The organism is Nonomuraea basaltis, from assembly GCF_005893125.1.
GTDB lineage: Bacteria > Actinomycetota > Actinomycetes > Streptosporangiales > Streptosporangiaceae > Nonomuraea > Nonomuraea basaltis.
Map to the genome: position 1 here is coordinate 1 of NZ_VCJS01000094.1, position 14028 is coordinate 14028.

At 70.3% G+C, this 14028-nt stretch carries 15 protein-coding genes; 10 read left to right on the top strand and 5 right to left on the bottom strand.

Translation table 11 applies throughout. The annotated features are described in order from the left end of the window. Positions 1-192: hypothetical protein (locus EJK15_RS35600; RefSeq protein WP_240777426.1), on the bottom strand; the 192-nt coding region annotated here is incomplete at its 3' end. A gap of 125 nt (positions 193-317) precedes the next feature. Between EJK15_RS35600 and EJK15_RS71105 the strand changes: the two genes are divergently transcribed. The 7 genes from EJK15_RS71105 to EJK15_RS35630 all read left to right on the top strand — a co-directional run bounded on the left by EJK15_RS71105 (position 318) and on the right by EJK15_RS35630 (position 6116). Further along, positions 318-464, top strand: a complete 147-nt coding sequence (locus EJK15_RS71105) for a hypothetical protein (protein ID WP_171074710.1) — start codon at positions 318-320, stop codon at positions 462-464. A gap of 67 nt (positions 465-531) precedes the next feature. Further along, positions 532-1533, top strand: coding sequence for an AAA family ATPase (locus EJK15_RS35605; RefSeq protein WP_138714876.1), 1002 nt, complete (start codon positions 532-534; stop codon positions 1531-1533). Next, complete coding sequence (locus tag EJK15_RS35610) at positions 1530-2489, top strand: DUF58 domain-containing protein (RefSeq protein WP_138714877.1); 960 nt, start codon at positions 1530-1532, stop codon at positions 2487-2489. The genes EJK15_RS35605 and EJK15_RS35610 overlap by 4 nt, the downstream gene beginning before the upstream one ends. After that, positions 2486-3427, top strand: coding sequence for a VWA domain-containing protein (locus tag EJK15_RS35615; RefSeq protein ID WP_138714878.1), 942 nt, complete (start codon positions 2486-2488; stop codon positions 3425-3427). The genes EJK15_RS35610 and EJK15_RS35615 overlap by 4 nt, the downstream gene beginning before the upstream one ends. Next, entirely contained in the window at positions 3424-4275 is an 852-nt protein-coding gene (locus EJK15_RS35620) for a S1C family serine protease (RefSeq protein WP_206061292.1), read from the top strand. Before EJK15_RS35615 ends, EJK15_RS35620 begins: the two co-directional genes overlap by 4 nt. A gap of 9 nt (positions 4276-4284) precedes the next feature. Then, positions 4285-4950 carry a response regulator transcription factor gene (locus EJK15_RS35625; RefSeq protein WP_171074711.1) on the top strand — a complete coding sequence of 222 codons (666 nt, stop codon included), beginning with the start codon at positions 4285-4287 and terminating at the stop codon, positions 4948-4950. Further along, a complete protein-coding gene (locus tag EJK15_RS35630; protein WP_138714880.1) occupies positions 4947-6116 on the top strand; it encodes a sensor histidine kinase in 1170 nt (389 codons plus the stop codon). The genes EJK15_RS35625 and EJK15_RS35630 overlap by 4 nt, the downstream gene beginning before the upstream one ends. Here EJK15_RS35630 and EJK15_RS35635 read toward each other — a convergent pair. Next, positions 6108-7532, bottom strand: a complete 1425-nt coding sequence (locus EJK15_RS35635) for a cytochrome b (RefSeq protein ID WP_138714881.1) — start codon at positions 7530-7532, stop codon at positions 6108-6110. The genes EJK15_RS35630 and EJK15_RS35635 overlap by 9 nt on opposite strands. A gap of 237 nt (positions 7533-7769) precedes the next feature. Here EJK15_RS35635 and ppdK point away from each other — a divergent pair, with 237 nt between their 5' ends. Further along, positions 7770-10406, top strand: a complete 2637-nt coding sequence (ppdK, locus tag EJK15_RS35640) for a pyruvate, phosphate dikinase (RefSeq protein ID WP_138714882.1) — start codon at positions 7770-7772, stop codon at positions 10404-10406. A 139-nt stretch (positions 10407-10545) separates the two neighbouring features. Here ppdK and EJK15_RS35645 read toward each other — a convergent pair whose 3' ends face one another. Both EJK15_RS35645 and EJK15_RS35650 read right to left on the bottom strand, forming a co-directional pair. Continuing rightward, entirely contained in the window at positions 10546-11472 is a 927-nt protein-coding gene (locus EJK15_RS35645; RefSeq protein ID WP_138714883.1) for an NADP-dependent oxidoreductase, read from the bottom strand. A 6-nt stretch (positions 11473-11478) separates the two neighbouring features. Then, the gene (locus tag EJK15_RS35650) at positions 11479-11973 is read right to left on the bottom strand and encodes a luciferase domain-containing protein (RefSeq protein WP_138714884.1); all 495 of its coding nucleotides are present in this window, start codon (positions 11971-11973) and stop codon (positions 11479-11481) included. Positions 11974-12040: 67 nt separating this feature from the next. Here EJK15_RS35650 and EJK15_RS35655 point away from each other — a divergent pair, with 67 nt between their 5' ends. Beyond that, a complete protein-coding gene (locus tag EJK15_RS35655; protein WP_138714885.1) occupies positions 12041-12442 on the top strand; it encodes a winged helix-turn-helix transcriptional regulator in 402 nt (133 codons plus the stop codon). 231 nt (positions 12443-12673) lie between these two features. Next, positions 12674-13333: a rhomboid family intramembrane serine protease gene (locus EJK15_RS35660; protein ID WP_206061293.1), complete on the top strand. Its 660-nt coding sequence runs from the start codon at positions 12674-12676 to the stop codon at positions 13331-13333. Between the two features lie 51 nt (positions 13334-13384). Here the strand turns inward: EJK15_RS35660 and EJK15_RS35665 are convergent, their stop codons facing one another. Beyond that, a complete protein-coding gene (locus tag EJK15_RS35665) occupies positions 13385-13993 on the bottom strand; it encodes a TetR/AcrR family transcriptional regulator (protein WP_171074712.1) in 609 nt (202 codons plus the stop codon). Positions 13994-14028: the final 35 nt, after the last annotated feature.

Sequence of the window (14028 nt, forward strand, 5' to 3'; positions counted from 1 at the left end):
GGGTGAGGTCGCGGGGGCGGTGGTCGGTGCCGCCGGCTCCTCCGACGCGCCGCACGCGGCCAGGAGGGCGCTGGCCGCCGGAAGGCCCAGGCCCAGCAGGACGAGCCGGCGCAGCGCCTCCCGGCGGGGGATCAGGCCGTCCACGTGGTCGAGGGCGACTTCTTCTGCGAGATAGCGCTGGATGGGCGTCATGCCGGAGGTCTATCGCCATCGACCGAAAAATCGTGTAAAGGCCGGAGTTACGCGGGTTTTCGCGGTCGCCTGATGACATGCCTCCTAAGCCCGATATGAGGCCGATACGAGGGACAAGGAAACCCATGCGTACATCACGTTTCGCTGTTGTGTTGCTGGCCGCAGGGGCGGTGCTCATGACGGGGAGCGCCGCGTTCGCCGAACCCGAGCCGAGCGCGCTGGAGCTGCGGGTGGTCGTGCACGACTGCCCCAGCACGGCGGTGCAACCGTGAGCGAGCGAAGCGAGCGACCGATCAAACACAGCCGACTGCCGGTCATGCGACCGACGAAGGAGGACGCATGACCGATCACGCGCTCCTGGAACGAGCCCTGTTCGAGGTCAAGCGGGTGATCGTCGGGCAGGATCACATGGTCGAGCGGCTGCTCGTGGCGGTGATCGCCAAGGGGCACTGCCTGCTCGAAGGCGTGCCCGGCATCGCCAAGACGCTGGCCGCCGAGACCATGGCGACCGTGGTCGGCGGCACGTTCGCGCGCATCCAGTTCACGCCCGACCTGGTGCCGGCCGACATCGTCGGCACCAGGATCTACCGGCCGTCGACCGAGAGCTTCGACATCGAGCTCGGCCCGGTCATGGCCAACCTACTGCTCGCCGACGAGATCAACCGGGCGCCCGCGAAGGTGCAGTCCGCCCTGCTGGAGATCATGGCCGAGCGGCAGGTCAGCATCGGCGGCGTCACCCATGAGGTGCCGACGCCGTTCCTGGTGCTGGCCACGCAGAACCCGATCGAGTCCGAGGGCGTCTACCACCTGCCCGAGGCGCAGCGCGACCGCTTCCTCATGAAGATCGACGTGGACTATCCCAGCGAATCGGAGGAGCTGGCGATCGTCTACCGCATGAGCGTGGACCCGCCCGAGCCCCAGCCGATCCTCGACCCCGCGCGGGTCGTCGCGCTCCAGCGGCGGGCCGAGCAGGTCTTCGTGCACCACGCGGTCGCCGAGTACGCCGTCCGCCTCGTCTACGCCACCCGCGACCCCGACCGGTACGGGGTGCAGGACGTGCGGCGGCTGCTGGCGTTCGGGGCCAGCCCCAGGGCCACGCTCGGCCTGCTGGCAGCCGGCCGGGCGCTGGCGCTCATGCGGGGGCGCGACTACGTGCTGCCCGAAGACGTACGGGACCTGGCGCACGATGTCATGGCGCACCGGCTCGTGCTCTCCTTCGACGCGCTGGCCGACGGGGTCGCGCCGCGGCAGATCGTGGACCGGGTGCTGGCCGCCGTGCCGCTGCCGGTCATCGCCCCGCAGCAGGAGGACACCACCCTGCGTCAGGAAGCCCTGGCATGAAGCCGTACCTGATGGCAGAGCCCGCGCTGCGCAGGCTCGAGCTGACGATCACCAGGAGGCTGGATGGACTCCTCCAGGGCGAACATCTCGGCCTGGTGCCAGGTCCGGGGACCGAGCCGGCGGAGACCAGGCCGTACCAGCCGGGGGACGACGTGCGGCGGATGGACTGGAACGTCACCGCGCGCACGAACGAGCCCCACGTGCGCGACCTGGTCGCCGACCGGGAGCTGGAGATCTGGGCCCTGCTCGACGCCACCGCCAGCATGGACTTCGGCACCGCGGCGATGGAGAAGCGGGAGCTGGCCCTCTCGGCGCTGGCCGCGGTCGGCTTCCTCACCCAGCGGACCGGCAACCGGATCGGCACCCACCTGCTGCACGGCGGCGGCGTCAGGACGCTGCCCGCCAGGACGGGCCGGCCGCACCTGATGGCGCTGCTGCAGGCGGCCTTCGCGCTGCCCCGCACCCCGCCGGGGGTGGCCGAGCCGCTGCTCGGCGTGGCGGCCGAGCAGCTCGGCAGGGTGGTACGCCGCCGCGGCCTCGTCGTGGTCGTCTCGGACTTCCTGGACGCGCCGGAGACGTGGGAGCTCCCGGTGCGCAGGCTCACCGCCCGGCACCAGGTGCTGGCCGTGGAGGTGCTCGATCCACGCGAGCTGACCCTGCCCGACGTGGGGATCCTGACGCTGATCGACCCGGAGACGGGGCGGCGGCGCGAGGTCTCCACCGGCAACGCGCGGCTGCGGCGCAGGTACGCCGAGGCGGCGGCCGGGCAGCGGGAGGCCATCGCGCAGGCGATGCGCCGGGCCGGGGCCATCCACCTGCGGCTGCGTACCGATCGAGACTGGGTGCGCGACCTGGTCAAGCACGTCATGACCCAGCGCCGCCTGGCCGCGGCGGCTCCGAGCCCCACGCTGCCGGCCCGCCGGAGCGGCCCGCCGAAGGGAGGTGACGTGGCGTGACTCTGCTCGCACCCGTCTGGTTGCTGCTGCTCATCCCCGTGGCCCTGCTCGCCGTCTCTTACGCGGTGATGCAGCTGCGGCGGACCGCGTACGCCGTCCGGTTCACCAACCTCGACCTCCTGGACAAGGTCGCGCCGAAAGGGCCAGGCTGGCGCCGGCACGTGCCCGCGGCGGCGCTGCTGCTCATGTTCGCGCTGCTCGTGGTGGGCTTCGCCCGGCCGTCGGCCGAGGTGCAGGTGCCGCGGGAACGCGCGACGATCATGGTGGCGTTCGACGTGTCGGCGTCCATGGGCGCCACCGACGTCTCCCCGAACCGCTTCGAGGCGGCCAAGCAGGCGGCCAGGCAGTTCGTGGAAGGGCTCCCGGAGCGGTTCAACCTGGGGCTGGTGCCGTTCTCCTCGGGAGCCTCGGTCGCCGTGCCGCCCACCACGGACCGGCAGGCCGTGCTGAGCGCGCTCGACCGGCTCAGCATGGACTCCGGCACCGCCATCGGCGACGCGGTCTACTCCTCGCTGGAGGCGATCGCCTCCCTCGACTCGGCGGAGGAGGCGCCGCCCGCGCACATCGTGCTGCTGTCCGACGGCTCCAACACCACCGGCCGCACGGTCGGCGAGGCGGCCACGGAGGCGTCCAACCGGGGCGTACCGGTCACCACCATCGCGTACGGCACGGCGGACGGCACCATCAATCTCTCCGGCCGCGAGGTCCCGGTGCCGGTTGACGGCCCCGCGCTGCGCGGGCTGGCCGAGGCGGCCGGCGGCGGCTTCTACGAGGCGGCCACCGGCGACCAGCTGCAGGCGGTCTACGAGGACATCGGCACCTCGGTCGGCTACCGGACCGAGCGTCAGGAGATATGGCAGTGGTTCGTGGGGGCGGGGCTGATCTTCGCACTGATCGCGGCGGCGACGTCGATGTTGTGGTTCTCGAGGCTCCCGTGAGGGGGCTCGGCAGGCCGCGCGGGCCGGAGTTCGTCACCGTGCCGCTCGGCGCCCGCGAGGAGCCGGCCGGCGGACCCGGCTTCCCTCCGCAGAATGCCCCAGGAACTCCTCAATCGCCGCCCAGGGGACGTCTGCTGGTGGCCGCCGCGCTCGTCGCGGCGGTCACCGGGGCGGCGGCGGGCGTGGCGGGGGCCCGGCTCTACGAAGGGTCCGAGCCGGCCTCCGCCGCCCTGCCGAGGGTCGCCGCCGCGCCGTCGGCCGGCTTGAGCGGGCTGAGCGCGACGGCGGCCCGCGTGCTGCCCAGCGTGGTGTCCGTGGACATCGGTGGCGGCGGCGGGTCGGGGTTCGTGGTGGACGACCGCGGCCACATCCTCACCAACGCGCACGTTGTCGAGGGCTCCGACGAGGTGACGGTGATCCTCAACGACGGCCGCAGGGTGCCCGCCCGCGTGATCGGCGAGGACGGCGACGAGGACCTGGCCGTGCTGGAGGTGTCCTCGCCAGGAGACCTGTCGCCGGCCACGCTCGGCAGGTCCGCGGACCTGTCCGTCGGCGACCAGGTGCTCGCCATCGGCTCGCCGCTGGGCCTGTCCGGCACGGTCACCGCGGGCATCGTCAGCGCGACGGATCGGGAGGTGCGGCTGGGCGGCGCCCGGCGTACCGCGGTGCAGACGGACGCGTCCATCAATCCGGGCAACTCCGGCGGCCCGCTGGTCAACGCCCGGGGCGAGGTCGTCGGCGTGAACACCGCGATCGCGGCCGGGCGGGGCGGCGGCAACATCGGCATCGGGTTCGCCATCCCCATCGACCGGGCCGCGCCCATCGCAGAACGAATTATCCGAAACTAGGGTTCATGCATGCGACTGCTTGTGGTGGAGGACGAGGAGGACCTGGTCGACGCGCTGCGCGTGGGCCTCATCCGTGCGGGATACGCGGTGGACGTGGCCTACGACGCGCCGTCCGCGCACGAGAAGTTGCAGGTCAACACGTACGACCTGGTCCTGCTCGACCTTAACCTGCCCGGCGGCGACGGCTTCCAGCTGTGCCGCACCGTGCGCGCGGCCGGCCAGGGCGTGCGGATCATCATGGTGACCGCCCGGGACCGGCTCGACGACCGCGTGCGAGGGCTCGACGAGGGGGCCGACGACTACCTGGTCAAGCCGTTCGCGTTCCCCGAGCTGCTGGCCAGGGTCCGGGCGCTGCTGCGCAGGGACACGGCCGGCGGCACGTCCGTGATCCAGGTCGGTGGGTTGAGGATCGACACGGCCCGGCTGGAGGTCACGTTGGACGGCAGATCGCTGGCTCTCACCCCCAAGGAGTACGGCATCCTGCACTACCTCATGACCAGGCCGGGCCACGTCGTGTCCGCCGAGGAGCTGCTCGAACACGTCTGGGACGAGAACACCGACCCGTTCACCAGCACCGTGCGCGTCACAGTCGGGAACCTGCGCCGCAAGCTGCAGGAGGACGGCCTCATCGAGACCGTGATCAGCCGGGGCTACCGGCTCAAGGAGCCGACATGATCCACACCATCCGCTTCCGGCTCACCGTGCTCTACTCGGGCCTGCTGTTCGTGCTGGCCACGCTGGTGCTCGGCGGCATCTACTTCGCGGTCTCCAAGACCACCGAGCAGCGCCCGTACACGACGAACTACGCCAAGGCGTACAACGGTGATCAGTACGTCGGCAAGCAGGAGGTGGTCTTCGTCGAGGAGGTGGAGAACGCCATCAACGTGCAGACGCTGGCCACGCTGCGCGACTACTCGCTGTACACCCTGGCCGGCCTCTACGCCGCCAGCCTGGGCATCGGCTGGGTGCTCTCCGGCCGCGTGCTGCGCCCGGTCCGGTCGATCACCCGTACGACGGAGGAGATCCAGGCCACGGACCTGAAGCGGCGCATCAAGCTGAGCGGCCCGCGCGACGAGCTGAAGGACCTGGCCGACACCATCGACACCATGCTCGACCGCCTGGAGGAGGCGTTCAGCGCGCAGCGCCAGCTCATCGACGACGCCTCGCACGAGCTGCGCAGCCCTCTGACGATCATCCGCGCGAACGTGGACGCCGTGCTCGCCGCGCCCGACGCCAGCGACGAGGAGCGGGTCAGGGCCGTGGCCATCGTGGACCGCGCGACCACCCGCATGACCGGGCTGGTGGAGGACCTGCTGGCCAGCGCCAGGCGGCAGGGCGGCGCGTTCGCCGACGCCGACCTCGACCTGGCCAGGGTGGTGGTCGAGGCGTGCGAGGAGTACGCGGCCCCGGCCGCCTCCCGCGACGTGACGATCGCCCGCGACCTGGGGCGGGGCCTGGAGATGATCGGCGACTCCGACGCGCTGCGGCGCTCCGTGGCGAACCTGCTCTCCAACGCCGTGCGCCTGTCGCCGCCCGGCGGCACGATCCGGGTCGGGGCGGGCAGGTCGGAGGGCTGGCTGTGGGCGGCGGTCCGCGACGATGGCCCGGGGCTGGGGGAGGCCGACCAGGCGCGGGTGTTCGATCGGTTCTGGCGCGGCGAGTCCAGCCGCCGCGATCGCCACACGGGCCTCGGCCTGGCCATCGTCCGGCAGATCGTGGAGTCGCACGGGGGCCGGGTGGCGGTGTTCTCCAGGCTGGGGGAGGGGGCGACGTTCGTGCTGTGGCTGCCGCCGCGCGACGGCGTGCCCGGGACGCCGCCCGAGGACAACCCCCTAGGCTGATCGCCTGCGGCAGACGGCCCGCGTGACGAGGAAGGCCAGCACCGGCAGCACGAACACGGCCACCCGCAGCCCCAGGATGATCATCTCGTAGGTGCCGGGCGGGACCGTCAGCAGCGCGGCCGGGGCGGCCGGCGGCGGCGGGAACGCCGGAGCGGAGTGCATCGCCGGCGGGGTCGCCGAGACCCACATGCCCGCCCAGAGCACGATGAAGAACGTGATGACCGCGACGCCGAGCGCCGTGCGCGCCGGGGCCTGCGAGGGCCGGTCCAGCAGCTGGTGGTAGTCGCCGTCGCCGGTGAAGCGCCGCTCCAGGAACGGGTAGAGCAGCAGCACGCCGAAGAACGCCGTCAGGATCAGCGGCGGGATCCAGAGGCCGACCTGGAGCACGTATCCGGCGACCGGGATCTCCCACGGCGGGACGAGCCGCTGCGCGCCGTCCAGCACGCCGTAGTACCAGAACGGCTGCGCCGCCGGCGGGTGGCCGCCCACGTGGTACTCGCCGTGCTCCCACACCGGGTTCACCTTCGCCAGCGTGGCCAGCAGCGAGATCGCTCCCAGCGTGAACAGCGCCGTGGCGCCGTTCTTGATCGCGAAGTACGGGAAGAACGGCCCCCCGGTGACCTTGTGCTCGCCGGCCGCCGTGGCCCGGCGCTCGTGTTCATGGTCGCGACCGGCTCGTTCCTCGTTGGCTCGTTCCTCGCTCTCTCGTCGCGAGCTCCTTCGCTCCGTGTGCTTCTGCCGCCAGGTGAGGACCAGCGCGTGCAGCGGCACCACGGCCAGCAGGATGCCCGGGATCAGCAGCACGTGCGTGAGGAAGAGCCGGGGGAGCACGTCCCCGGGGAAGCCGCCGCCGAACGCGAACGCCGACAGGTACGTCCCGACCAGCGGGATCGACAGCAGCAGCCCCTGCGCCTGCCTCAGCCCGGTGAACGCGAGCTGGTCGCCGAGCAGCGAGACGCCGGCAAAGGAGTTGAACAGCACCAGCACGAACAGCACCACGCCCAGCATCCACGTCAGCTCGCGCGGCTTCCGGAACGCGCCCGTGAAGAACACGCGGCACAGGTGTGCCACGATCGCCAGCACGAACACCGTCGCCGACCAGTGGTGCAGCTGGCGCACGAGCAGCCCGCCGCGTACCTCCAGGCTGATCTCCCTGACCGACTCGAACGCCACGTCCGGGTTCGGCTTGTAGAACAGCGTCAGGAAGGTGCCCGTCAGCAGCAGGAACACGAACGAGTAGAGCGCCAGCTCGCCCAGCAGGAACGACCAGTGGCTCGGGAACAGCTTTCTGAGCTGCGGCCGTAGCCAGCGCGCGAACGGCAGGCGGTCGTCCAGCCAGAGCGCCGAGTCGCGGGCCGCCTTCGCGGATCCGGCGACGACCCGGGTGCGCCGGGTGGGCTTGGTAGGAGTGGCCATGGGCTCCTCCTTGCCGGGAGGGGGTGTGATCTAATTCTCCACCCGAGCTCTCCCTTTCACAAGAATTGGTTTAAACCAATTGGTCTAATCCAATTTTCGGTCAAGCGATCATATAATTGGATTAGACCTCTTGTAGGTGCTTCACCAGCGCAAACGACGACATAGGCGAGGAGTGCAGTTTCATCATAAATTTCGCCGGTAGAGTCCGGGACAGAGGCGCGTTGGATTGGAGCTGTGGTGGCCAAGTACGTTTACGACTTCACCGAGGGCAACAGGAATCTCAAGGATCTTCTCGGCGGTAAAGGCGCGAATCTCGCGGAGATGACCAATCTCGGGCTGCCCGTTCCGCACGGATTCACGATCACCACGGACGCGTGCCGCCACTACCTGGCGGAGGGCGCCGTGCCGGACGACCTCGAACGGGAGGTCGCCGGGCACCTGGACGCGCTCGAGGAGCAGATGGGCCGGCGGCTCGGCCAGGCCGACGACCCGCTCCTGGTGAGCGTGCGATCCGGGGCGAAGTTCTCCATGCCCGGCATGATGGACACGGTCCTCAACATCGGCCTCAACGACGAGTCCGTGCACGGCCTGGCCAAGCAGGCGGGCGGCAACGAGCGCTTCGCGTGGGACTCCTACCGCCGGCTCATCCAGATGTTCGGCAAGACCGTGCTCGGCATCGACGGCGACCTGTTCGAGCGTGCGCTCGACGCGGTCAAGGGCAAGCGCCACGACACCGACCTGGACGCGGGCGAGCTGCAGACCTTGGTGGACACGTACAAGGGGGTCGTGCGAGAGCAGACCGGCAAGGACTTCCCCACCGACCCCCGCGAGCAGATGCGCCTGGCCGTCATGGCCGTCTTCGACTCCTGGAACGCCCCGCGCGCCATCCTCTACCGCCGCCAGGAACGCATCCCCGCCGACCTCGGCACCGCCGTCAACATCATGGCCATGGTCTTCGGCAACTACGGCGACGACTCGGGCACCGGCGTCGCCTTCACGCGTGACCCGGGGACCGGCAGGCAGGGCATCTACGGCGACTACCTGCAGAACGCCCAGGGCGAGGACGTGGTCGCGGGCATCCGCAACACGATCCCCCTGGAGGACCTCGAACGCCTCGACAAGCGCTCGTACGACGAGCTCGTCGGGATCATGGAGACGCTCGAGACCCACTACAAGGACCTGTGCGACATCGAGTTCACGATCGAGCGCGGCAAGCTGTGGATGCTGCAGACGCGAGTCGGCAAGCGCACCGCGGCGGCCGCGTTCTGCATCGCCACCCAGCTCGTCGACCAGGGCCTGATCAGCCTCGACGAGGCGGTCACCCGAGTCACCGGCCACCAGCTGGCGCAGCTCATGTTCCCCCGCTTCGACTCCGGCGCCGAGAAGAAGAAGATCGCCAAGGGCATGAACGCCTCCCCGGGCGCCGCTGTCGGCAAGGCCGTCTTCTCCTCCGAGCGGGCCGTCGAGCTGACCGGGCAGGGCGAGGACGTCATCCTCATCCGCCGCGAGACCAACCCCGACGACCTGTCCGGCATGATCGCCGCCAAGGGCATCCTGACCAGCCGCGGCGGCAAGACCTCCCACGCGGCCGTGGTCGCCCGGGGTATGGGCAAGACGTGCGTGTGCGGGGCCGAGGAGCTGGAGGTCTCGACGGCCGAGCACAAGTTCACCGCGCCCGGCGGCGTGGTCGTGTCGGAGGGTGACGTGATCTCCATCGACGGGACCACCGGCGAGGTGTTCCTCGGGGAGGTGCCGGTCGTGGACTCGGCCGTGGTCGAGTACTTCGAGGGTGCCCAGCCGGACGACGAGCTCGTCAGGGCCGTGGACCGGATCATGCGGCACGCCGACTCTGCCCGCAGGCTGGGCGTACGGGCGAACGCGGACACCCCGGACGACGCCGCCAGGGCCCGCCGCTTCGGCGCGCAGGGCATCGGGCTGTGCCGGACCGAGCACATGTTCCTGGGCGAGCGTCGCCAGTTGGTGGAGGACCTGGTCCTGGCCTCGGCGGACGAGGAACGCCAGGCTGCGCTAGACGCGCTGGAGCCCCTGCAGAAGTCGGACTTCGTCGGGATATTTCATGCCATGGAGGGCGATCCCGTCACCATCCGCCTGATCGACCCGCCCCTGCACGAGTTCCTCCCCGACATCGTCGACCTGTCCGTCAAGGTCGCCACGTCGCCGGACGTCACGGAGAAGGATCGCAAGCTCCTGACGGCGGTGAAGCGCCTCCACGAGCAGAACCCGATGCTCGGCCTGCGCGGTGTACGTCTGGGGCTCGTGATCCCGGGCCTGTTCGCCATGCAGGTCAGGGCGATCGCCCAGGCGGCGAAGGAGGTGCCTGGAGCTCGGCCGGAGATCATGATTCCGCTGGTGGCGGCCGTACAGGAGCTGGAGTCGGTACGCGAGGAGACCGTCAAGATCCTCGCCGAGGCCGGCGTGGAGGCCCTGATCGGCACCATGATCGAAGTCCCCCGGGCGGCCCTGACGGCGGGCCAGATCGCTGAGGCCGCCGAGTTCTTCTCCTTCGGCACCAACGACCTGACCCAGATGGCGTGGGGCTTCTCCCGGGACGACGTGGAGGCGGCCTTCTTCTCCCGCTACCTGGACCTCGGCATCTTCGGCGTCTCCCCGTTCGAGACCCTGGACCGGGAGGGCGTGGGCCGCCTGATCAAGATCGCCGTCGAGGAGGGCAGGGCGGCCAGACCGGACCTGCACCTCGGTATCTGCGGCGAACACGGGGGCGACCCCGACTCGGTCCACTTCTGCCACGACGTGGGCCTGGACTACGTGTCGTGCTCCCCGTTCCGCGTTCCGGTAGCCCGGTTGGAGGCCGGCCGCGCCGCCTTGAGCGACACCGACTCCGACACTCGCTAGGGTCCTGGCGGCCGGGTGGGCCGGCGGGAGCCCACCCGGCTGGTTGGTCGTGCGGCCCCGCCCATGACCGGGTCGCCGGCCACCACCAGGGTCGTCCAGGGTGGCCATGAGATCCGGCATGGCGGCGAACAACTCGGACTCAGATCGTGACCGCGAGCTTGCCGACGGTCCCGGCGGTGAAATCGGCTATGGCCTGGGCGGCGTCGGCGAGGGCGTAGGTCCGGGCCAGTGGCACGCGCAGCCGTCCCTCGACGACCTCGGCCGCGAGCCTGGCCAACGTGGCCGGGCTCGGGTCCGCCATGACGACTGTGGCCTTGATGCCCCGTTCGGCGGGGTCATCCACGGTGAAATGCAGAGTGGAGGCCATGCGCCCGCCGCGGGCGAGCAGTCCCGCCACGGTCGGGCCATCGCCGGCGAGATGCAGCGCGGTCCGCACTCCGTCAGGAGCGATGGCACGGACCTGCGCTTGCAGGTCGGCGTGGTCCACGGCCCAGGTGGCGCCGAGACCGGTGACGAAGGCGGCCTGCGCGCCGGGCTCGGCGGTGGCGATCACGGTGGCGCCGCGGGCAGCGGCGAGCTGGATGGCGTACGCTCCCACGCCGCCGGTCGCGCCCGAGATGAGGACGGTGTCCCCGGATTCGGGGGCGATGGCGTCCACCGCGTTGAGCGCGGCGGTCCCGGCCAGGCCGAGCGCGCCGGCGCGCGGGTGGTCCAGCCCATCAGGAATGCGGGCCAGCCCGTACTGCTCGCTCACCACCACGTACTCGGCGAAACCGCCCTGGCCGAGTGCCGGCCGCATCACCACGCCGAAGACGTGGTCGCCCACGTTCACGCCGGTCACCCCGGCGCCGACGGCAGCGACCTCGCCGGCGAAGTCCTTGCCGAGCACCACCGGGAACTCGTGCTCGAACACGCCCTTGAGGAACCCACCGAGCACCCCGAGGTCGAAGCCGTTGACCGACGAGGCGAGCACCCGAACCAGCACCTCCCCGGGGGCCGGTTCGGGCCTGGCGAGATCGGTGAGGGCAGGGGCCGCGCCGAAGCCGGGAAATGCCAGTGCACGCATCGTCGATCAGTCCTTCACGGTCGAAAGCGGTTCAGCGGTCGCCGGTGCGGCCTGCTGCCAGGAGAGCCGCAGGGCGGCGCTGACGAGGGCCAGTTCGTCCTCGTCGCGGGGGGCGTACAGCATCACGATCGTGTCCGGCCACTCCGGGCGCAGGCTGATCGGATGCGGTTCGGCCCAGCCGGCCGTCACCAGCGGCGCGATGAGCGGCCGCGGCAGCGTCAGGTGCAGGAAACCGACTCGGTGGATGTGCCCGAACTCGTCGCGGCTGGGGTGGAGGAACGCCTCCCACGGCCCGGTCGGCCGGTGCAGCCGGAGGGCGAGGGAGGAGGGTTCGGACACCTGGCTCGGCCCGGTGAACACGCCGGGCAGGGCCTGTGCCGTCTCGATCAGCGCGGCCCTGATCTGCGGCGGGGAGAACTGGTCGAGCTGGTCGTGCGGGATCTCCCGGCCGGTGGTGGCCGGCCGGGGACCGCGTCTGGGCGATGGAGCAGTCAGATTCATACGTTCAGCACTTTCTGTGCGCTGGTTACTGCTTGTGCGTACCTGGAGTCTGATCCACAATGCTCATATGGCGGAAGAAGGCACTTTGACCAGCGCTGGGCACACCGATGTTCGCGAGCCGATCAGCGAGGACCACCCCACCTGCCGGCTACGCGACATCCTCGATCGGGTCGGCGACAAGTGGAGCGTCCTGGTGATGGACCTGCTGGGGTCAGGCCCGAAGCGCTACTCCGAACTCCAACGCTCCGTCGACGGCATCTCCCAGCGGATGCTCACCCTCACCCTGCGGAGCCTGGAGCGTGACGGTCTGGTGGACCGCACGGTCACCCCGACGTCGCCGCCTCGCGTCGACTACACGCTGACCGAGGTCGGCCAGACGCTCTCGGGCCAGGTCAGGGCGCTCATCCAATGGGCCGACGACCACCGGGAGTACGTGGCGAGATCCCGGCTGCGCTACGACGCGACCTGACTTGTCCTGCCCTGGAAGACAGCACCTCAGGTGAGGCCCCCTGACGCCCTATGAGCCGGTCGCTCAGCCGGGCCCCAGAAGCGGAATGCGAGCCGCCGATGCCGGCCAGGTTCTTGAGCCGTACCAGCACCTGTGGCGGCATTTGATGGCCGCGTTCTGTTGCTCCATTCGTGATCTCTCACCCCGATACTGGTCCCGCATGCAAGACGCGGACAGCCAGGGAGGAACCGGGTGGAGGCCAAGGGGCGTACGGCTGAGATCATGATCGCCGAAGCCCGCAAGGCGTTCTGGGTGATGGTCGGATTCCTGGTTGTCATCTGGTTGATCCAGATCCCCAACTGGTTATCGGACTACGCGCTCAGCTACGAGTACGGTGTGCAGGCGTGGAACCCCGCGAGCCTGCCCGGCATCGTGTCGGCGCCGTTCCTGCACTGGAGCTGGGAACACATCGAGGGCAACTCGGGGCCACTGTTCATCTTCGGCTTCCTGTCCGCCTATCGGGGCGTCGCCAAGTTCCTCGGCGTGACGGGACTCATCGTCCTGGTCAGCGGCCTCGGTGCGTGGTTCACCGCCAGCCCGCAAGGCGTAGGCGCGGGCGCGAGCGGCATCGTCTTCGGCTACTTCGGCTACGTACTGGTGCGCGGCATATTCGACCGGCATCTGATCGACATCGTGGTGGGCGTGGTCATGGCCCTGTCCTTCGCCTATCAGTTCACCGGGCTGCTGCCTCAGGAGGGCATCGGCTGGCAGGCTCACGTGTTCGGCTTCCTCGCCGGCCTGCTGGGCGGCTGGGTGTTCCGCGACCGCAGCCGCCCCCGACCGGCCCCGGCCTCCCCGCAACAGGACACCAGGGCCGCGCTGCTGAAGGAATTGGACGATCTCGGGCTCTGACGGCCCAGGGCCGTGCGCCGGCAGCTCATGGCAAGGGGCACTGGCGAGAGGTCAGGACGGTCCGAGCACGTCCGGGGTGACCAGGGCGCGAGCGGCGGCGGCGAAGTACGGCTCGGGGGCCTCGTCGGTCAGGCCAAGGATGACCCCTTGGCTGAGGCCGACGAGCAGTCCCCTGAGCGCCGTGGCCAGGCGTCGTGCCTGGCGCGGCGACACGATGTCCCCGTGATGCGCTCTCCCGGAGAGGAGCGCGGTCAGCCGCTCCTCGTGTGCCCGGACCGACGCGGAGATCTTGGGCCGCAACTCGGCGTCGCGCAATGCCAGGTCCTGCAGGCTGATCTCGAACGAGAGGTGGCGTAGCGCGTCGGGGTCGTCGCACAGGCGGCGGTAGTGGCGGGCGAAGGCGTCGACCGCATCGAGGAAGTCGAGGTCGGCGGGGATGGCCTGTTCCATGCCGTCGTAGTGCGGGCCGAGGTAGTCGGTGACCAGTGCGATCAGCAGGCCGTTCTTGCTGCCGAACAGGGAGTAGACGGCACCGGTGGTCAGCTCGGCCTGCTCGGCGATCTCCTCCAGCTTGGCCCGGTAACCGTCTCTGGCGACGATGCGGCGCGCGGCGTCGAGCAGGGCTCGCCGGTTGCGCTCCTTGGTCTCCGCCCTTGTCATTCTCATAATCTGATTATTACAGTAATCTCATTATG